This window comes from Phenylobacterium kunshanense (assembly GCF_003254525.1).
Classification (GTDB): domain Bacteria; phylum Pseudomonadota; class Alphaproteobacteria; order Caulobacterales; family Caulobacteraceae; genus Phenylobacterium; species Phenylobacterium kunshanense.
In genome coordinates, this window is sequence record NZ_QFYS01000006.1 from 108196 (window position 1) to 125460 (window position 17265).

The 17265-nt window shown below is 69.3% G+C and carries 18 protein-coding genes; 3 read left to right on the top strand and 15 right to left on the bottom strand.

Annotated elements, in window-relative coordinates; genetic code table 11:
* Positions 1-3 precede the first annotated feature (3 nt).
* Complete coding sequence (locus tag DJ019_RS14075; protein WP_111276688.1) at positions 4-1185, bottom strand: amidohydrolase family protein; 1182 nt, start codon at positions 1183-1185, stop codon at positions 4-6.
* 16 nt (positions 1186-1201) lie between these two features.
* Between DJ019_RS14075 and DJ019_RS14080 the strand changes: the two genes are divergently transcribed.
* Positions 1202-1804: a DNA-3-methyladenine glycosylase gene (locus DJ019_RS14080; protein WP_240606484.1), complete on the top strand. Its 603-nt coding sequence runs from the start codon at positions 1202-1204 to the stop codon at positions 1802-1804.
* Here DJ019_RS14080 and DJ019_RS14085 read toward each other — a convergent pair.
* Both DJ019_RS14085 and DJ019_RS14090 read right to left on the bottom strand, forming a co-directional pair.
* Positions 1795-2502: a PEPxxWA-CTERM sorting domain-containing protein gene (locus DJ019_RS14085; RefSeq protein WP_205854166.1), complete on the bottom strand. Its 708-nt coding sequence runs from the start codon at positions 2500-2502 to the stop codon at positions 1795-1797. The genes DJ019_RS14080 and DJ019_RS14085 overlap by 10 nt on opposite strands.
* 148 nt (positions 2503-2650) lie before the next feature.
* Positions 2651-3133, bottom strand: a complete 483-nt coding sequence (locus DJ019_RS14090) for a peroxiredoxin (protein ID WP_111276690.1) — start codon at positions 3131-3133, stop codon at positions 2651-2653.
* Positions 3134-3258: 125 nt separating this feature from the next.
* Here DJ019_RS14090 and DJ019_RS14095 point away from each other — a divergent pair, with 125 nt between their 5' ends.
* Positions 3259-3822: a YqgE/AlgH family protein gene (locus DJ019_RS14095; RefSeq protein ID WP_111276691.1), complete on the top strand. Its 564-nt coding sequence runs from the start codon at positions 3259-3261 to the stop codon at positions 3820-3822.
* A gap of 4 nt (positions 3823-3826) precedes the next feature.
* Here the strand turns inward: DJ019_RS14095 and DJ019_RS14100 are convergent, their stop codons facing one another.
* The 12 genes from DJ019_RS14100 to coxB form a co-directional block, all read right to left on the bottom strand.
* Positions 3827-5485 (bottom strand): putative bifunctional diguanylate cyclase/phosphodiesterase, encoded by a 1659-nt coding sequence (locus tag DJ019_RS14100; protein WP_111276692.1) that lies wholly within the window; start codon positions 5483-5485, stop codon positions 3827-3829.
* A 42-nt stretch (positions 5486-5527) separates the two neighbouring features.
* On the bottom strand, positions 5528-6139 hold the full coding sequence (locus DJ019_RS14105) for a GNAT family N-acetyltransferase (RefSeq protein ID WP_111276693.1): 612 nt from the start codon (positions 6137-6139) through the stop codon (positions 5528-5530).
* Between the two features lie 45 nt (positions 6140-6184).
* On the bottom strand, positions 6185-7447 hold the full coding sequence (locus DJ019_RS14110) for a M16 family metallopeptidase (protein ID WP_205854167.1): 1263 nt from the start codon (positions 7445-7447) through the stop codon (positions 6185-6187).
* 4 nt (positions 7448-7451) lie between these two features.
* Positions 7452-8840 carry a threonine synthase gene (thrC, locus tag DJ019_RS14115; RefSeq protein ID WP_111276695.1) on the bottom strand — a complete coding sequence of 463 codons (1389 nt, stop codon included), beginning with the start codon at positions 8838-8840 and terminating at the stop codon, positions 7452-7454.
* Positions 8840-9559 carry an SURF1 family protein gene (locus DJ019_RS14120; RefSeq protein ID WP_111276696.1) on the bottom strand — a complete coding sequence of 240 codons (720 nt, stop codon included), beginning with the start codon at positions 9557-9559 and terminating at the stop codon, positions 8840-8842. Before DJ019_RS14120 ends, thrC begins: the two co-directional genes overlap by 1 nt.
* A 4-nt stretch (positions 9560-9563) precedes the next feature.
* The gene (locus tag DJ019_RS14125; protein ID WP_111276697.1) at positions 9564-9923 is read right to left on the bottom strand and encodes a DUF983 domain-containing protein; all 360 of its coding nucleotides are present in this window, start codon (positions 9921-9923) and stop codon (positions 9564-9566) included.
* 10 nt (positions 9924-9933) lie between these two features.
* Complete coding sequence (locus DJ019_RS14130; RefSeq protein WP_111276698.1) at positions 9934-10806, bottom strand: cytochrome c oxidase subunit 3; 873 nt, start codon at positions 10804-10806, stop codon at positions 9934-9936.
* Between the two features lie 138 nt (positions 10807-10944).
* Complete coding sequence (locus DJ019_RS14135; protein ID WP_111276699.1) at positions 10945-11535, bottom strand: cytochrome c oxidase assembly protein; 591 nt, start codon at positions 11533-11535, stop codon at positions 10945-10947.
* A complete protein-coding gene (locus DJ019_RS20995) occupies positions 11513-11665 on the bottom strand; it encodes a hypothetical protein (RefSeq protein ID WP_165844019.1) in 153 nt (50 codons plus the stop codon). Before DJ019_RS20995 ends, DJ019_RS14135 begins: the two co-directional genes overlap by 23 nt.
* Before the next feature lie 2 nt (positions 11666-11667).
* Positions 11668-12636 (bottom strand): heme o synthase, encoded by a 969-nt coding sequence (gene cyoE, locus DJ019_RS14140; RefSeq protein ID WP_111276700.1) that lies wholly within the window; start codon positions 12634-12636, stop codon positions 11668-11670.
* A gap of 80 nt (positions 12637-12716) precedes the next feature.
* Positions 12717-14369 carry a cytochrome c oxidase subunit I gene (ctaD, locus tag DJ019_RS14145; protein ID WP_111276701.1) on the bottom strand — a complete coding sequence of 551 codons (1653 nt, stop codon included), beginning with the start codon at positions 14367-14369 and terminating at the stop codon, positions 12717-12719.
* Positions 14370-14385: 16 nt separating this feature from the next.
* Positions 14386-15384 carry a cytochrome c oxidase subunit II gene (gene coxB, locus DJ019_RS14150; RefSeq protein WP_111276857.1) on the bottom strand — a complete coding sequence of 333 codons (999 nt, stop codon included), beginning with the start codon at positions 15382-15384 and terminating at the stop codon, positions 14386-14388.
* 367 nt (positions 15385-15751) lie between these two features.
* Between coxB and tldD the strand changes: the two genes are divergently transcribed.
* Positions 15752-17182, top strand: coding sequence for a metalloprotease TldD (gene tldD, locus DJ019_RS14155; protein ID WP_111276858.1), 1431 nt, complete (start codon positions 15752-15754; stop codon positions 17180-17182).
* Positions 17183-17265 lie beyond the last annotated feature (83 nt).

The window sequence follows — 17265 nt, forward strand, 5'->3', positions numbered from 1 at the left end:
CGCTCACGCCGCCTGCAGCGACGGCAGGTCGTGCAGCGAAGGATCGAGCCCCTTGCCCATCAGGTCGATGAAGTTGTCGCGGTAGAAGGCCCGCCGGCCGGCGTCGCTGACGCCCGCCAGGCTGTCATTGAACCGCTTCAGCGGGTTTCGGCCGCCCTCCACGTGGGGGTAGTCGGACGAGAACAGCACCATGTCCTGGCCCGAGTTCTCCATGATCCAGGCCACATCCTCGTGCGGATAGGGCGTGACGCGGAGCTGGCGGCGCAGGATCTCGGACGGCTTGCCGCTGAGGCGCTGCAACCGCTCCTCCCGGCCAAAGGCCGCGCAGCCGGAATCCAGGAACTTCATCAGGCTGGGCAGCCAGGAGGCGCCCAGCTCGATGGCCCCGAACTTCAGGCGCGGGAACCGGTCGAAGACCCCGTCGATCACCAGCGCCGACAGGGTCTGCCAGACGCTGAGCGGAATCGCCATGAAGGTCAGGGAGGTGAAATTCTCGTCGCCGCCGTGGAAGTCCTTCACGTAGGGCAGGCCGTTCTCCAGGTAGTCCTTGGCCATCTTCTCCTCCCCACCCACGTGGAAGAGAATCGGCAGGCCCGCTTCCTCAGCCACCGCCCACAGCGGGTCCAGCTCGCGATGGCTGGGCGAGAAGCCAGGCGGGTGGCGGGAAGGAACGACCAGGCCCTTGGCGCCCAGCTCGATAGCCTCCCGGGCGATCTGCGGCGCGCGCTGGCGGTCGATCAGCGGCACGTAGCCGGTCGCCAGAAGCCGGCGATCGACGCTGCAGAACTCGGTCATCATGCGGTTGTGGGCGCGGGCCGCCTCGATCGCGAGCTCGACCTCGCCCATCTGCTCCAGGCCCCAGTTCGAAAGGCAGGCGGTGGTGAACACGAGCTGGCTGGCGAAGCCCAGGTAGTCCAGCGTCGCCGGCCGGTCGTCCGCGCGGAAGGCGCCCAGGGCCTCATAGTTCTTGCGCAGCAGGATGTTGGCCTCGGCCCCGGCGCGGAACTCCGGATCATCGTGGCGGTCGGACGCCTTGGCGAACCACTCGGGCAGCACGTCCTTGCGGCCCGTCTTCTCGACAAACGCGGCGCGATGCTTCGGATCGATGTAGCGATGGATCGTGCCCGGCAGCTCCATGATGTGGCTGTCGGCGTCGTGGATCGTCTGGCCTTCGACGTACGCCATGGCGCATCCTCCCCCTATGTCGTCTTCTGCTTCTCGCCATTCCGGACCTTCGATTGCGGACCGTCAAGCGTTCTGGACCCGCCACCCCACGGCGGTCGCGCGCGACCTGATCGGATGGGAGGTGTTCGTGAATGGCGTCGGCGGCCGGATCGTCGAGACCGAGGCCTACCACCACGAGGACCCCGCCTCGCACAGCTATGCCGGGCCCACCGCCCGCAACCGGGTGATGTTCGGGCCGCCCGAGCACCTGTACGTCTACCGCTCGTACGGCATCCACTGGTGCATGAACTTCGTCTCGGGCGAGGCCGGCGAGGGTTCGGCGGTGCTGATCCGGGCGCTGGAGCCGACGGCGGGGCTGTCGATCATGACGGAGCGCCGCGGGCTCACTGAGCCCCGCGGGCTCTGCTCGGGACCCGGCAAGCTGTGCCAGGCGCTGGGCGTCACGCGGGAGCATGACGGGGCGCGGCTCGACCACGCCCCGTTCGAGCTGCGGCCCGGACGGGCGGCGGGGGTCATTGTTGGGCCACGCATCGGGATCACCAAGGCCGCCGAGAAGCCCTGGCGCTTCGGCGAGGCCGGCTCACGCTTCGTAAGCCGGCCGTTTCCGCATCAGGCGTAGGCCGGAGCCCGGCGGCGGCGCAGGATCGCTCCCAAGCTCCCGAAGCCGAGCAGCATCATCGCCCAGGTGGACGGTTCGGGCACAGCCGTGGTGCTAAGCGTCACGTTGTCGACGATCGGGCCGATATTATCGCCGCCGGCCGCTCCGATGTAGATGCGGGTCTGTCCGGCGGAGGCGGCCCGGAAACTCAGGGTGTAGGTCTGGAAGGGCGAGCCGCTGGCCACGCCGGCGGAGGTATTGATGTCGCCGGTAAAGAAATTGGTGAACGGCGTCGCAACGCCGAACGCACCGCCGGTGCTGTAGTAGTCAAGCGCCGTCACGCCCGCGAACTTGAAGCCCGCGGTGAAGCTGTCCTGAGCGCCGTTGCGCTGGTTGCCGCTGAGGTCGAAGCTGAAGGTGACGACGTCGCCCGCGTTGAAGCTGAACAGGCCGCTGGTCATCATGGTCCCGGCATTGCCCGTCGATCCGTCGAGGTCCACGCATCCACCGCTGACGCAGGAGAGGCCTGGGAAGCCGTTGAGTAGGTCGACCGTACCGTCGCTGACGGTGAAGTTGGCGAAGCCTGCGTAGTTGAGGGCGGAGACACCGCCGTTCTCGCCATTGAAATTGTCCGAGAACACGATCCCCGCGTGCGCCGCACCAGCCGAGCTGAGGATCGTCGCGGCGAGCACCGCAACCCATTGGGTCTTCATCGTCATGGCTCGGGCCTCCCTGCCCTTGCCTCGCATTAACCTCGACTCCTGGGGGCGCGGACAAGGCGACTCCCCTGTCGGGCGACACGGTCATCGGGTCGGCCCGCCGAGGTTGCGGCGCGGCCGCGTCGGGGACGACGCGGCCGCCTCCGCGCTAGAGCTGGGCCAGCATGTAGTCGGCGGCCGAGACCTTGAATTCGCCGCCCTGCTCGACGTTCAGCTCCTTCACGACGCCGTCCTTGACGATCATCGAGTAGCGCTGCGAGCGCTTGCCCATGCCGAACTTGCTGCCGTCCATGGAAAGGCCGATGGCGTCGGTGAAGGCGCCGTTGCCGTCGGCCAGCATGACGATGTCCTCGCCCACCGCCTGGTCCTCGCCCCAGGCGCGCATCACGAAGGCGTCGTTGACCGACAGGCAGGCGATCTCGTCGACGCCCTTGCCCTTCAGGTCGGGGGCGTGCTGCTTGAAGCCCGGCAGGTGCTTGGCCGAGCAGGTGGGCGTGAAGGCGCCCGGCACGGCGAACAGCGCCACGGTCCTGCCCTTGAAGAAGTCGTCGGTCTGCACCGGCTTCGGCCCCTCGGCGGTCGCCTGGGTGAGGGTCACGTTCGGCAGCTTGTCGCCCACTTTGATCGTCATCGGGTCCTCCATCCGGTTGGACAGCTGAGATAGCCGAGAACCGGTCGCGGCCGTAACCACGATTTCTGGCGCCGGTTCCGTCTTGCCCCTTGATGTCGCCGCGTTCCGGCCGAATCTGTAGGGCGATGGAAGGCGGTTTCCTCTCAGGCCAGCTGCTGATCGCCATGCCGGGGATCGGCGACCCGCGCTTCGAGCGCGCGCTGATCTTCGTCTGCGCCCACGACGCCGAGCACGCCATGGGCATCGCCGTGAACCGTCCCGTGGAGGGCTTGACCGTCCCCGACCTGCTGGAGCGGCTGGAGATCAAGGTCAAGGACGACGCACCGGAGGATCTGGTCGTGCTGGGCGGACCGGTGGAGATGGAGCGCGGCTTCGTGCTGCACACCGGCGACTATCAGGCCGAGCACAGCCTCAACGTCGACGGCGGCTATGCGCTGACCACCACGCGCGAGGTGCTGGAAGCCATGGGCGCCGGCGGCGCGCATCCGCGCCGGGCGCTGCTGGCGCTGGGCTACGCTGGTTGGGGCGGAGGGCAGCTGGAACAGGAGATTCGCCAGAACGTCTGGCTGACCGTCGAGGCCGATGAGGCGCTGGTGTTCGACGACGACTACGACACCAAGTGGGCCCGCGCGCTCGGCAAGCTCGGGATCGATCCGAAGTTCCTCAGCGCCGAGGCCGGGCGGGCGTAGCAGGCTAGCCGCGCGCCTTCACCGGCGCCGCGCCGTCGACGTAGCTTTCGTTGAGATAGACCTCGGCCTCCTGGGCGCTCAGCGCCGGAGCGTAGCCGAAGCCCTGGCCATAGTCGCAGCCCAGGGCCAGGAGCTGGCGGGCCATGCCGGCGTTCTCGACGCCCTCGGCCACCACCTCCATGTCGAGGTCCTGACCCAGCTTGACGACCGACGAGACGATCTTAGCCGAGCCTTCGTTGGTGGCCATGGTGCGGACGAAGTAGCGGTCGATCTTGAGCGTGTCGAACGGCAGGCGGGTGAGGTAGCTCAGCGACGAGAATCCGGTGCCGAAGTCGTCCAGGGCGAGGGCCGCGCCGGCGGCGCGCAGGCTGCGCAGCACCACGGCGGCCCGGTCGGGATCGCGCATGACGTCGCTTTCCGTGACCTCGAGCTTCAGCGCGCCCGGCGGCAGGCCGGTCTCGCGGCGGATCGCTTCCACGTCGGCGATCAGGTCGGGGCGGTCGATCTCGCCGGTGGACAGGTTCACGGCGACGGTCAGTTCGCCGGCGGCCACGTGGCGCTGACGCCAGGCGGCGAGCTGGCGGGCGCCCTCGCGCATCATCATCGCGCCGAGCTCGGCCATCAGCCCCATTTCCTCGCAGAGCGGCAGGAACTGCTCGGGCATCAGCAGCCCGCGGCGCGGATGCCGCCAGCGCACGAGCGCCTCGAACCCCGACAGGGCGCCGGTCGAGAGGCGGACGATCGGCTGATAGAACGGCGTCAGCTCGCCACGGCGCAGGGCGCCCTTGAGGTCGCCCTCCAGCGCCAGGCGGGACAGGCCGTCGGTCTCCAGGCCCCGGCCATAGGCGGCCGCGCCGCCGCGGCCGTTGCTCTTGGCCGATTCGACGGCCAGTTCGGCGCGGCGCAGCAGTTCGGCGGCCTCGGGCGCGTCCTCGCCGCCCGGGGCCTCGACGGCGCCGATGGACAGCGTCGGGTGGATGTCGAAGCCGGCGACGCGGAGCGGCTGCTCCAACGCCCGCCGCAGCGCCTCGGCGCCCGGCGACACCTCCACCGGGGCCAGCGTCGCAAACTCGTCCTCGCCGATCCGCGCCAGCAGGGCGCCCGGCGGGAAGGCTGCGGCCAGGCGGGAGCCGAGCGCGGCCAGCACCAGGTCGGCGCGTTCGTGGCCCAAGGCCTCGTTCAGGCGACGCAGCCGGTCGAGGTCGGCGACGATCAGTTCGTATTGTCCGGGCGCCTGCAGGCGCTCGCGCGCCATGGCGATGAAGCTCTTGCGGTCGGCGAGGCCGGTCAGATGGTCGAGGCCGCTGGCGGCGAAGCGCATCTCGGCCGCCACCACGCCGGCGGCGCGGACGCCCTCCTCCAGCCAGACCCCGCGCCAGACGCACGGCTCACCGCCGCGAAGGCGCAGACGGACGGCGACTTCACTGCCCGGCTCCTGGACTCGCAGGATGTCCTCGGCGATCGCGCGGTCCTGCGGCAGGGCGAGGGCGCGGAGGGCGGCGGACGAGCAATCGGGCGCGAGCGGTCCCAGGCCGAGGGCGCGCGTCGCGCCCGTCAGCCGCAGACGGTCCTTCTCCGGCTCCCACATCCAGAGCGCGACTTCAGCCGCGCCCAGGGCCTCGAAGGTGGCCGTGGCGTCCCACATCCAGCGGTCGTTCGCCATGGAGTCCTGAACTAGAGCCCGCGTTGCGGGCGCCGGCCCCCTTTAGACCGACACCCCCTCGTCCGGCCCCTCGTGACCCCGGTGGGGACTGATACGGCCGAACAGCACATGGTCTCGCCATTCGCCGTTAATTTTAAGATAAGCCTGGGCAAATCCCTCTTCCGCGAACCCGGCTTTCTTCAGGAGATCGCGCGAGGGCTGGTTCTCGGGAATGCACGCCGCCTCGAGGCGGTGGAGGGCCAGCGTCCGGAAGGCGAAGTCGCAAAGCGCCCTGACGGCCGCCAGCGTCAGGCCCTGGCGCGTGAACGGCCGGCCGCACCAGTAACCGACCGAGCCCATCTGGGCCACGCCCCTTCGGACGTTGGAGAGGGTGATGCCGCCGGTGAGCGCGTCGTCCGACGAGCGGATGATGAAGAAGGGATAGGCGACCCCCAGCTCCCGATCCCGCGCATAGGCCAGCAGGCGCCGGCGAAACGCGGCCCGCGACAGGTCGTCGGCCGGCCAGGTCGGTTCCCACGGCTGCAGGAAGGCGCGGCTCTGAGCGCGCAGTTCGCGCCATTCGGAATAGTCGGACGCTCGCGGCGGACGCAGCCGTACGCCCTCGCCTTCGACGCGAAGGCCGCTTTCCGGCGCGATCCAGTCCAGCAGAGCCATAGGCGGAGCGTCGCGGAATTCGCGGCCGGGTCAAGTGCGCCGCGGTCAGGCGGTGAGCGCCGCCTGGAATCGTTCGGCGGCGGGCAGGGCCGCCTTGGGCCCGAGGATCGCCACCGCGGCCTTGCGCGGCGCGAGGATGCGGGCGGTCAGGTCGGCGAGCTGGCGGGCCGTGACCGCGTCCACCTCCTCCGCGACGGCGTCCGGGTCCAGCGTACGGCCGAAGACCAGCACCTGCCCGGCCGCCTGCTCGGCGCGCGCCAGGGCGGACTCCCGCCCCATGAACATGGCCCCCTTGAGCTGGGCCTTGGCGCGGGAGAGTTCGGCCTCGCCCACCAGGTCGGTCAGGCCCTTCAGTTCGTCGATGGTCACCTGGGCCAGCTCCGCGGCGTCCTTGGCGTCGCATCCGGCGAAAACGCCCAGCACGCCGACGTCGGCATAGGTCTCGGAATAGGCGTCGATGGCGTAGGCGAGTCCCCGCTTCTCCCGCGCTTCCTGGAAGAGGCGGGAGGCCATCCCCCCGCCCAGGATCTCGGCGAGCAGGCGCAGGGCGAAGTAGTCGGGGTCCTTCACGCCAACGGCAGGCAGCAGCAGGACGACGTTGGCCTGTTCCAGCCGCTTGGCCACGGTGCGCACGGCGCCGGTGAAGGCGGTGGGTTCCGGGCCCGGCGCGGCCGTTCCGCGCGCCGCGCCGAAGTCGCGCTCGGCCAGCCGAAGCAGTTCGTCCTCGTCCACCGCTCCGGCGGCGCTGATCACCAGGGCCTCGGGAGCGTAGAGCGCCGCGCGCCAGGCCTCCAGGGCCTCGGGCGTGGCCGTCCCGATGGTGCTGGGCGCGCCCAGGATCGGTCGCCCGAGCGCCTGTCCTTCGAACGCCGCGGACTGGGCCAGGTCGAAGACGAAGTCGTCGGGCGTGTCGGCGGCCTCGGCGATCTCCTGGCCGACGACCTGCTTCTCGCGGACGAGGTCCCCGGCGTCCATCGCCGGACGCTGCACGAGATCGGCGATCACGGCCGAGCCAAGGTCCAGCCCGCCCTTGAGCGCCCTGACCTGAAAGCTGGTGCGCTCATAGCCCGTGGCGGCGTTGATGTGGCCGCCCTCGGCCTCGATGACCTCGACGATGTCCTTGGCCGATCGTCCGCCGGCCCCCTTGAACACCATGTGTTCCAGCAGGTGCGACCAGCCCGAGCGCGCCGGGTCCTCGAACCGCGCGCCCCGCCCAGCCACCACCGACAGCGCCACGGTCTGGAAGCCCGGGATCGGGTCGCAGACCACCCGCACCCCGTTGGAAAGGGTATGCACCCGCGGCGTCAAATCCTCAGGCTTCCGCAAAGGCCCGGACATAGGCCTTGATCGTCTCGGCGTCGCCCGGCAGGCGGTCAAAGCGTTCCGGGCGGTCGGCGAGGCTGGCCGTGCCGCGCGGCAGGGCGGGCGTCACGCCGCTGGCCTTGGCGACGTCTTCGGGGAACTTGGCCGGGTGGGCCGTGGACAGGACCACCGTCGGACCGTCGAGATCCACATGCCGCAGCGCCGCGACGGCCACGGCGGTGTGCGGGTCGATGAGTTCGCCCGTCTCGTTCAGCGTCGACACGATGGTCCGGACCGTCTCGTCCTCGCCGATCGCGACGCCCGTGAAGACGGACTGCATGGCCGCCAACGCGCCCGGCGGGATGTCGATCGCCCCTGCCCTGGCGAAGGCCTCGAACGCCCGCGCCGTCTCGGTTGGCTCGCGCTGGACGGTTTCGAAGTAGAGGCGCTCGAAGTTGGAGGCGGACTGGATGTCCATGGCCGGCGACAGCGTCGCCAGCACGGCGCCCCGGGCGTAGCGGCCGGTCGAGAAGGTGCGCGCCAGGATGTCGTTGGAGTTGGTGGCGACCACGATCCGCTTCACCGGCAGGCCCATGCGCAGGGCGACATAGCCGGCGAAGGCGTCGCCGAAATTCCCCGACGGGACCACGAAGTTCACCTCCCGGCCGGGGGCGCCGAGGGCCGCCGCGGTGGTGAAGTAGTAGACCGACTGCGCCGCGATGCGGGCGAAGTTGATCGAGTTGACCGCCGCCAGGTCGACGGCCTGGCGCAGCGCCTTGTCCTGGAAGGCGTCCTTGAGGATCGCCTGGCAGTCGTCGAAGGTGCCCTTCACCGCCACGCAGGCGATGTTCTTCTCCTCGGCCGTGGTCATGAACCGGCGCTGCACCTCGGAGATGCGGCCCTCGGGGAACATGGCGACCACGCGGACATTCTTCGCGCCGCGGAAGGCCTCCACAGCCGCACCGCCCGTGTCGCCCGAGGTGGCGCAGAGGATCGTCTGCTGACGGCCCTGCCGGCCCAGGATGTGATCGTACAGGCGGGCGAGGATCTGCATCGCCACGTCCTTGAAGGCCAGGCTCGGCCCGTGGAACAGTTCGGCGATGAACTGCTCCGGCCCGATCTGCACCAGCGGGACCACGGCGGCGTGGCTGAAGGTGGCGTAGGCCTCGTCGCACATGGCGCGCAGCTCGGCCGCCGGGATTTCGTCGCCGGCGAACGCGCCGAGGACCTTGGCGGCGACCTCGGCGTAGGGCCGGCCCGCGAAGGCGGCGATCTCTTCACGCGTGAAGGTCGGCCAAATTTCGGGGACGTAGAGCCCGCCGTCGGGGGCGAGACCGCCGAGCACGGCGTCGGTGAAGCCGACCGAGGGGGCCTCGCCGCGGGTGGAAACGTAGCGCATCAGCCCTTCCGGCGTTTGAAAAGCAGGGCGGCATAGACGCCGAGCAGGGTCGCGGCAAGACCATACCAGGTCAGGGCGTACTCGAGGTGCCGGTTGGCGATGTTGAGCGGGACGGGCGCCGGCTCCAGAGCGGTCCACCCCGGATTGCTGGAGGTCTCGGCCATCAGGAACACCGGCGCCGGGGACGGCGCCTTCAGCTGCGCGGCCATGGCGGCCACGTCGCGCACGTACCAGCGGCCTGGGGTATTGGCCGGTGAGAAGGTGTTGGCCGGCTCAGGGCTACGCAGGACGCCGGCGACGGCGACGGGCGCCTGCGCCGCCGGGTCCACCGCCGGCCGGGCGGAGACCGTGTCGGGCACGAAGCCGCGGTCGACCAGGACGCTGGCGTACGGCGCGGCGGCGATCGGGCAGGCCGAGATCAGCCGCACCCCGGCCTTTCCATCCCGGACCGCGTAGAGTTCGAGGAAGGGCGCGGCGGCCAGGCCGGGACAGACGGCCGTCACCCGGGTGAACTCGACGTCGCCGCCGCCGGCGGCGCGGGCGAGGGTAGGCGCAAGCGCCACGGCGGGCGCGGATTGCAGCGCGGCGATGCGCGCGACGACCTCTTGCTTCCAGGCCAGGCGCTGGAGCTGCCAGGTCCCGAGTCCGATGAGGATCGCCAGCGAAATGGCGGTGGCGACGGTCAGCCCGACCGGAAAGCGCGGTTCGGCACGACCCACGGCGCTATTCGCCACGACGGTGTTCGGAGGCCTTGTTCATGAACTGGGCCGCCAGCATCAGGCCCTTGAGCGGACGCATCAGGCCCAGGGAGATGATCAGCGTGGCCGGCAGCCACAGGATCATGTGGACCCAGATCGGCGGATGGATCGTGAACTCGGTGAACACCGCGGCGAAGGCCACGACGAAGCCCGCGATCAGGATCACGAACACCGCGGGGCCGTCGCCGCTGTCAGCCTTGGAGAAGTCGTAGGCGCAGGCCTCGCACGACGGCGCGACCTTGAGGAAGCCCTCGAAGAGGTGGCCCTCACCGCAGTTCGGGCAGCGCCCGAGGGCGCCGGCCGCCAGCGGATTGGGCGCACTCAACCGACCGGCCTCAGTGGGCCGGGCCGCCGAACACCACGTAGACGAAGGCGAACAGGAAGAGCCACACAACGTCGACGAAGTGCCAGTACCAGGCCGCCGCCTCGAAGCCGAAGTGCTGCTTGGGCGTGAAGCCCTTGCCCATCAGGCGGACGAGGCAGACCAGCAGGAAGATGGTGCCGACCAGCACGTGGAAGCCGTGGAAGCCGGTCGCCATGAAGAAGGTCGAACCGTAGAGACCCGAGTTCTCCGCGCCCTCGCCGCCGAAGAAGTACTTGTGGTCGAGGATGTGCATGTACTCGTAGGCCTGCACGGCGGTGAAGGCCGCACCCAGCAGGACCGTCAGCAGCAGGCCGGTCTTGGCGCTCTTGCGGTCGCCGACCTGGAGCGCATGGTGAGCCCACGTGACGGTGGTGCCCGACAGCAGCAGGATCAGGGTGTTGACCAGCGGAAGCTGGAAGGCGGGAACGGCTTCGACGCCCTGCGGCGGCCAGCTCTTCCACGCGGCGGCCACTTCCTCGATCGGCGCATGCGTCCGCGCGCCGTGGAAGAGGGCCATTTCGAAGAACATCCAGAACCAGGCGACGAAGAACATCACCTCGGAGGCGATGAACAACACCATGCCATAGCGCAGGCCGATGGAGACGACCGGGGTGTGGTCGCCGCGGTTGGCTTCCTTCACCACGTCGGTCCACCAGCCGGCCATCGTGAACAGCACGCCGGCCAAGCCGGCGAAGAACAGCCAGGACGTGCCTTCCGGCAGGCCGAACAGGCCCTTCATCCAGACCACGCCGCCGATCGCCATGATCGCGGCCGTCACCGAGCCGACGAGCGGCCAGGGGCTCGGATCAACCAGGTGGTAGTCGTGCTTCACGCCAGCGGCCATCGCTGCCAACCCCTCAAATTGTCCCCTCACGCGCGCCCATAGAGAGTCGCGCGCACTTAGTCGCGGACGCTATAGCCCCCCGCCCGACCCTTCGCCAAGGGGGAAAGGCGGACCGCGGCGCGTCACGTGCTGCGGCGTTTAGCTCGCCTTGTCGCGCTTGGGCGGCTCGGCGGCGGCCTGCTGGGCTTCGGTCTGGAAGAAGGTGTAGCTCAGCGTGACGTCGGTCTTGCCGCGCGTGTTGATGTCGGAGGCGTACTCGGGATCGATGAAGTACAGCACCGGCATCTCCACCGTGGCCCCGGCCGGGATGGTCTGGTCGGTGAAGCAGAAGCACTGAAGCTTCTGGAAATAGGCGCCCGCCTGCTCCGGCACGACGTTGTAGGTGGCCCGCGCCGTCACCGGCTTGTCCGAGGTGTTGGTCACCTTGAAGAAGGCGATCTTGGTCTCGCCGATCTTCACCTGCTGGGAGGTCTGCTCGGCGGTGAACTTCCAGGGGACATCGCGGACGTTGGCGTCGAACCGGACCGTGACCGTCTTCTCCAGCACCTGGCCGGGGGCCGCGTCGGCCCGGCGGACGGTGCCGTCCAGCCCGGTGAGCTGGCAGAACAGGCGGTACAGCGGGACAGATGCGTAGGCCCCGCCCAGCATCACGAAGAAGCCTGCGCCGGCCACCAGGGCGACGCGGACGTTCCGCCGGCGGACGGGATCAGAGGGGTCGTTCGAGGACATTGGCGCCCATCCGCGCTACGGTGACGACATAGACGATGATCACGAAGGCCACGAGCCCGAGGGCGATGGCGATGTTGCGACCCCGCCGCGCCTTGGCGGCGTCGGGATCCTCGCCGTTCGAATTGACCATGGTCAGAACACCTCCAAAGGCTTGGCGCCAAGCAGATGCTCGCCCAGCAGCGTGGCGAACAGCAGGGCCAGGTACAGGATCGAGAAGGCGAACAGGTTGCGCGCATCCCGCGCGCCGGCCCGGACGTCGTAGAGGCCGTCGTCATTGCGCGGATCGGCCGCCTCGCCCGCGCGACTGCGGAACAGGCGCCACGCCAGCAGCAGGAACACCAGCCCGCCCACGCCGGAGACGGCAAGGTAGGCGACGCCGCCCAGCCCGGTGAAGGCCGGCGCCACGCAGATGGGGACCAGCAGCAGGCTGTAGACCAGGATCTGGGTGCGGGTGGATGACGCGCCCTTGACCACCGGCATCATCGGCACGCCCGCCTTGGCGTAGTCCTCGCTCGTATAGAGGCTGAGCGCCCAGAAGTGCGGCGGCGTCCACATGAAGATGATGGCGCACAGGAGCCAGGCGTTCAGCGGGGTCGTCCCCGTCGCGGCGGCCCATCCGATGACGGGCGGCAGGGCGCCGGCGAGGCCTCCGATCACGATGTTCTGGGTCGTCCAGCGCTTCAGCCACATCGTGTAGACGACGGCGTAGAAGACGATGGTGAAGGCCAGCAGGCCCGCGGCGAGCCAGTTGGTGGCCACGCCCATCAGCATCACCGAGAAGAGCGACAGGACCACGCCCAGCGCCGCGGCGTCGGCCCCCTGCACCTTGCCGGCCGGCACCGGCCGGCCACGGGTGCGGCGCATCTTCGCGTCGATGTCGGCGTCGTACCACATGTTGAGCGCGCCCGAGGCGCCCGCGCCCACGGCGATGCACAGCACCGCCACCGCGCCCAGCACCGGATTGATCGGCGCGCCAGCGCACACGAGGCCGGTGACCGCCGTGAACACCACGAGCGACATGACGCGCGGCTTCAGGAGCTGGACATAGTCCTGCCACCGGGCGGCGCGGGCGGAGTTGGTCGGAGCCGTGGCCATGGCCATGGATACTACTCTCTAGATGCCCGAAGGGCGCGCCCCGTTTCCGGAACGCGCCCCCCAGATAGGATCGATAGGCCCGGGTGTCAGTGGGTGTCGGGCTTGACCACCGGCAGTTCGTTGAACTGGTGGAACGGCGGCGGCGAGGGGAGCGTCCACTCGAGGGTGGTCGCGCCTTCGCCCCACGGGTTGGCCTCGGCCTTGCGACGACGCACCGCGGCCTCCAGCAGCAGCAGCAGGAAGACGCCGACGCCGATGATGGTGACGAAGTACCCCCAGGTCGACACCTGGTTCCACAGGGTGAAGGCTTCCGGATAGTCGATGTACCGGCGCGGCATGCCCTGGAGGCCCAGGAAGTGCTGCGGGAAGAAGATCAGGTTCACGCCGACGAACGTGATCCAGAAGTGCAGGGCGCCCAGGATCTCGTTGTACTTCACGCCCCACATCTTCTCGAACCAGTAGTAGAAGCCCGCGAAGATGGAGAACACGGCGCCCAGCGACAGCACGTAGTGGAAGTGGGCCACCACGTAGTAGGTGTCATGCAGGCTGTAGTCGATGCCGGCGTTGGCCAGGACCACGCCCGTCACGCCGCCCACGGTGAAGAGGAAGATGAAGCCGATCGCCCAGAGCATCGGCACCTTGAACTCGATGGAGCCGCCCCACATCGTGGCGATCCACGAGAAAATCTTCACCCCCGTGGGCACCGCGATGACCATGGTGGCGGCCACGAAGTAGGCGCGGAGCTCGATGCCCATGCCGACCGTGTACATGTGGTGCGCCCACACGACGAAGCCGATGAAGCCGATGGCGACCATGGCGTAGGCCATGGCGAGGTAGCCGAACACCGGCTTGCGCGAGAAGGTGGAGACGATGTGGCTGATGATGCCGAAGCCCGGCAGGATCATGATGTACACTTCGGGGTGACCGAAGAACCAGAACAGGTGCTGGTACATCACCGGGTCACCGCCGCCGGCCGCGTTGAAGAAGTGCGTGTTGAAGTTGCGGTCCGTGAGCAGCATCGTGATGGCGCCCGCCAGAACCGGCAGCGACAGCAGCAGCAGGAAGGCGGTGATCAGCACGCCCCACGCGAACAGCGGCATGCGGTGCAGGGTCATGCCCGGCGCGCGCATGTTGAAGATCGTGGTGATGAAGTTGATCGATCCCAGGATCGAGCTGGCGCCGGCGAGGTGCAGCGACAGGATCGCGAGATCCATCGACGGGCCCGTGTGGCCGCTGGTGGACAGCGGCGGATAGGCCGTCCAGCCACCGCCGAAGCCGCGCCCGGGGCCGCCGTCGACGAACATCGACAGCACCAGCAGGCTGAAAGCGGCCATGAGCAGCCAGAACGAGATGTTGTTCATCCGCGGGAAGGCCATGTCCGGCGCGCCGATCATCAGCGGCACGAACCAGTTCCCGAACCCGCCCATCGTGGCCGGCATGACCACGAAGAACACCATGATGAGCGCGTGGCCGGTGACGACCACGTTGTAGCCGTGCTTCGAGGCGTCGATCAGGCCCAGTTGGGCCAGCCAGGTGCCTTCCTTGAAGAGCTGGATGCCCGGCTCGGCGAGCTCGAGGCGGATCAGGCCCGAGAGCGCGCCGCCGATGATCCCCGCGATGATCGCGAAGATGATGTAGAGCGTGCCGATGTCCTTGTGGTTCGTCGAGAAGAACCACCGGACGAAGAAGCTGGGCTTGTGGTCGTGATCGTGATGATCGTGAGCGGCGGCGTGAGCCATCGTACGCAGGTCCTGATTATTTCGCGGCCGGCGCGGTCGGCGCAGGCGTGGACGTGGCGGCGGGAGCGCTAGCAGGCGCCTTGGGTTCGGGGGTCGCCGGCGCCGGAGCGGCCGGATTGACCGCGCTGGCGGCGGCCGGCTGGCCCGCGTCGGCGGCCGCGGAGGCCGAAGTCACCGACGGGGCAGGCGCCGCGCCGGGCTTGGATCCGCCCTTGCTGGCGACCCAGGCGTCGAACTCTTCCTGGGTCACGACCCGGACTTCGATCGGCATGAAGGCGTGGTCCACGCCGCACAGCTCGCGGCAGTTGCCGTAGTAGACGCCGGTCTTCTCGGCCTTGAACCAGGTCTCGTTCAGGCGGCCAGGGACGGCGTCGGTGATGATGCCGAAGGCCGGCACGGCGAAGGCGTGGATCACGTCGGCCGCGGTCACCTGGACGCGCACCACCTTGTTCACGGGCACCACGAGCGGCTCGGTCGCGGCCAGACGGAACGGACGCCCTTCGGCCTTGGACTGATCCTCGGGCAGGACGTTGGAGACGAACTCGCCGATCTTGTGATCGGGGTATTCGTAGCCCCAGTACCACTGGTAGCCGACCGCCTTCACCGTCACGTCGGGCTTCGGCATGTCGTTGTAGGCGAACAGAAGCCGGAACGAGAAGATCGCGATCACCATCAGGATCAGCACGGGGATCAGGGTCCAGGCGACCTCGAGCGTCGTGTTGTGGGTGAACTTCGCCGGGACCGGGTTGGCCCGCTTGTTGAACTTGATCATGACCCAGGCGAGCAGGATCAGGACGAAGATCGTGATGGCCGTGATGATCGGCAGCAGGATCACGTTGTGGAAAAAGATGGCGTCGTGGCGCAGCGACGTGACGCCCGGCTGCAGATCGATGCCACCCGGCGTCGGCTGGCCCACCAGGTCACTGGCCATGGCGGAGGCGCTCCAGAACGCCGCCGCAGCGCCCGCAAGCGCCCCGGCCGCCCGCGTCCGCAATCCCTGAAAGCTCGACTTCATGTCCCCTCGGTCCGTTGTGCCGACGGCGCCCCGCAAGACGGGCGAAAAGCCTCCGCCGACGAACATGAACAGGACGCACGGACGCAGCTTGCGCCGCCCGACAGGCCCCTTCGGGGGGGTCCATACGCGCATCATGTGAGCTTGCCAAGGCGGTTGAGGCCCCGTTTGACGTCGGTCAAGGCGCTGACGCGGCGACAGGCTGGAGCGGAGGCCCGCGACGGCCGCCGCCGAGGTGGGCGCAAGGGGCGCGCCGCGCGCCGCCATCGGCGCGCCTCTGGGTCCATTTTGTCGCAGGCGCGCTCGAATCGATGGCGTGCGCGACGCCATCGCGGGTGACGCCACGCCCGCCGCTCCCTATCTTGCCGGCATGAACGCGCCCGTCCCCGCTCCCTCCATCCTTGACGCCGCCGGCGTCGATCCTTCCCGCGCCCGCGAAATCCTGTCCGACGCCTTGGCCGGCGCCGACGACGGGGAGCTGTTCGTGGAGCGGTCGGAGAGCGAATCGTTCCTGTTCGACGACGGCCGGCTGAAGTCGGCGGCCTATGACGCCACCGAAGGCTTCGGCCTGCGCGTGGTGGCGGGCGAGACCGCCGGCTACGCCCATGCCTCCGAGATCTCGGAGGCCGCGATCCGCCGGGCGGCCGACTCCGCCAGGCTGGCCAAGCGCGGTTACGCCGGGACGGCCGCCGAGGGCCCGCGTCCCACCAACACCAAGCTTTACGGCGAGGAGAACCCTCTCGCCTCGCCCGATTTCTCGGACAAGGTCGCCCTGCTGCAGGAGATCGACGCCTGGGCCCGCGCCCGCGATCCGCGCATCGTCCAGGTCATGGCCTCCATCGCCGGCGAGCGCCGTACGGTGGAGATCCTGCGCGCCGACGGCCGGCTGATCCGCGACGTGCGGCCGCTCTGCCGCGTGAACGTGCAGATCACGGTCGAGCGCGATGGCCGCCGCGAGACGGGATACACCGGCGCCGGCGGCCGGGCCGGCTTCGAGGCCTGGATCAGCCCGGACAAGTGGCAGGGCCAGGTGGACGAGGCCCTGCGCCAGGCGCTGGTGAACCTGGACGCCGTCCCCTGCCCCGCCGGCGAGATGGACGTGGTCCTGGGGCCCGGCTGGAACGGCGTGCTGCTGCACGAGGCCGTCGGACACGGCCTGGAAGGCGACTTCAACCGCAAGGGCACCTCGGCCTTCTCGGGCCGCATCGGCGAGCGGGTGGCCGCGCCGGGCGTCACCGTGTTCGACGACGGCACGATCCCCGGTCGCCGCGGCTCGCTCACCGTCGACGACGAGGGCACGCCCACCGAGCGCACGATCCTGATCGAGGACGGCGTGCTGGTCGGCTACATGCACGATCGGATGAGCGCGCGGCTGATGGGCCTCGCCCCCACCGGCAACGCCCGCCGCCAGTCCTATGCGCACATGCCGATGCCGCGGATGACCAACACCGCCATGCTCGGCGGCGACACGCCGCGGGCGGAGATGATCGCGTCCACCAAGCGCGGCCTCTACTGCGCCAACTTCGGCGGCGGCCAGGTGGACATCACCAACGGCAAGTTCGTCTTCCAGTGCACCGAGGCCTACCTGATCGAAGACGGCAAGGTCACCACGCCGGTGAAGGGCGCGACCCTGATCGGCGACGGCCCTTCGGCCCTGACCCGCGTGACGATGATCGGCGACGACTTCGACTTCGACGCCGGCGTCGGGGTCTGCGGCAAGTCGGGCCAGAGCGTGCCGGTGGGCGTGGGCCAGCCGTCGCTGAAGATCACCGGCCTCACCGTGGGGGGCACGTCGGTCTGATCCGGCGGTAACAATCCGGCGACAATTCTGTCTCCGATTTAATCCACCTTACGGGCATTTAACTCGCGCCAGAGCTGAGTGGC

Excerpts from the sequence above, each read along its gene's own strand:
- DJ019_RS14075 (WP_111276688.1), bottom strand. The coding sequence starts at position 1,185 with ATGGCGTACGTCGAAGGCCAGACGATCCACGACGCCGACAGCCACATC.
- DJ019_RS14080 (WP_240606484.1), top strand. The coding sequence starts at position 1,202 with ATGTCGTCTTCTGCTTCTCGCCATTCCGGACCTTCGATTGCGGACCGT.
- DJ019_RS14085 (WP_205854166.1), bottom strand. The coding sequence starts at position 2,502 with ATGACGATGAAGACCCAATGGGTTGCGGTGCTCGCCGCGACGATCCTC.
- DJ019_RS14090 (WP_111276690.1), bottom strand. The coding sequence starts at position 3,133 with ATGACGATCAAAGTGGGCGACAAGCTGCCGAACGTGACCCTCACCCAG.
- DJ019_RS14095 (WP_111276691.1), top strand. The coding sequence starts at position 3,259 with ATGGAAGGCGGTTTCCTCTCAGGCCAGCTGCTGATCGCCATGCCGGGG.
- DJ019_RS14100 (WP_111276692.1), bottom strand. The coding sequence starts at position 5,485 with ATGGCGAACGACCGCTGGATGTGGGACGCCACGGCCACCTTCGAGGCC.
- DJ019_RS14105 (WP_111276693.1), bottom strand. The coding sequence starts at position 6,139 with ATGGCTCTGCTGGACTGGATCGCGCCGGAAAGCGGCCTTCGCGTCGAA.
- thrC (WP_111276695.1), bottom strand. The coding sequence starts at position 8,840 with ATGCGCTACGTTTCCACCCGCGGCGAGGCCCCCTCGGTCGGCTTCACC.
- DJ019_RS14130 (WP_111276698.1), bottom strand. The coding sequence starts at position 10,806 with ATGGCCGCTGGCGTGAAGCACGACTACCACCTGGTTGATCCGAGCCCC.
- DJ019_RS14135 (WP_111276699.1), bottom strand. The coding sequence starts at position 11,535 with ATGTCCTCGAACGACCCCTCTGATCCCGTCCGCCGGCGGAACGTCCGC.
- DJ019_RS20995 (WP_165844019.1), bottom strand. The coding sequence starts at position 11,665 with ATGGTCAATTCGAACGGCGAGGATCCCGACGCCGCCAAGGCGCGGCGG.
- cyoE (WP_111276700.1), bottom strand. The coding sequence starts at position 12,636 with ATGGCCATGGCCACGGCTCCGACCAACTCCGCCCGCGCCGCCCGGTGG.
- ctaD (WP_111276701.1), bottom strand. The coding sequence starts at position 14,369 with ATGGCTCACGCCGCCGCTCACGATCATCACGATCACGACCACAAGCCC.
- coxB (WP_111276857.1), bottom strand. The coding sequence starts at position 15,384 with ATGAAGTCGAGCTTTCAGGGATTGCGGACGCGGGCGGCCGGGGCGCTT.
- tldD (WP_111276858.1), top strand. The coding sequence starts at position 15,752 with ATGAACGCGCCCGTCCCCGCTCCCTCCATCCTTGACGCCGCCGGCGTC.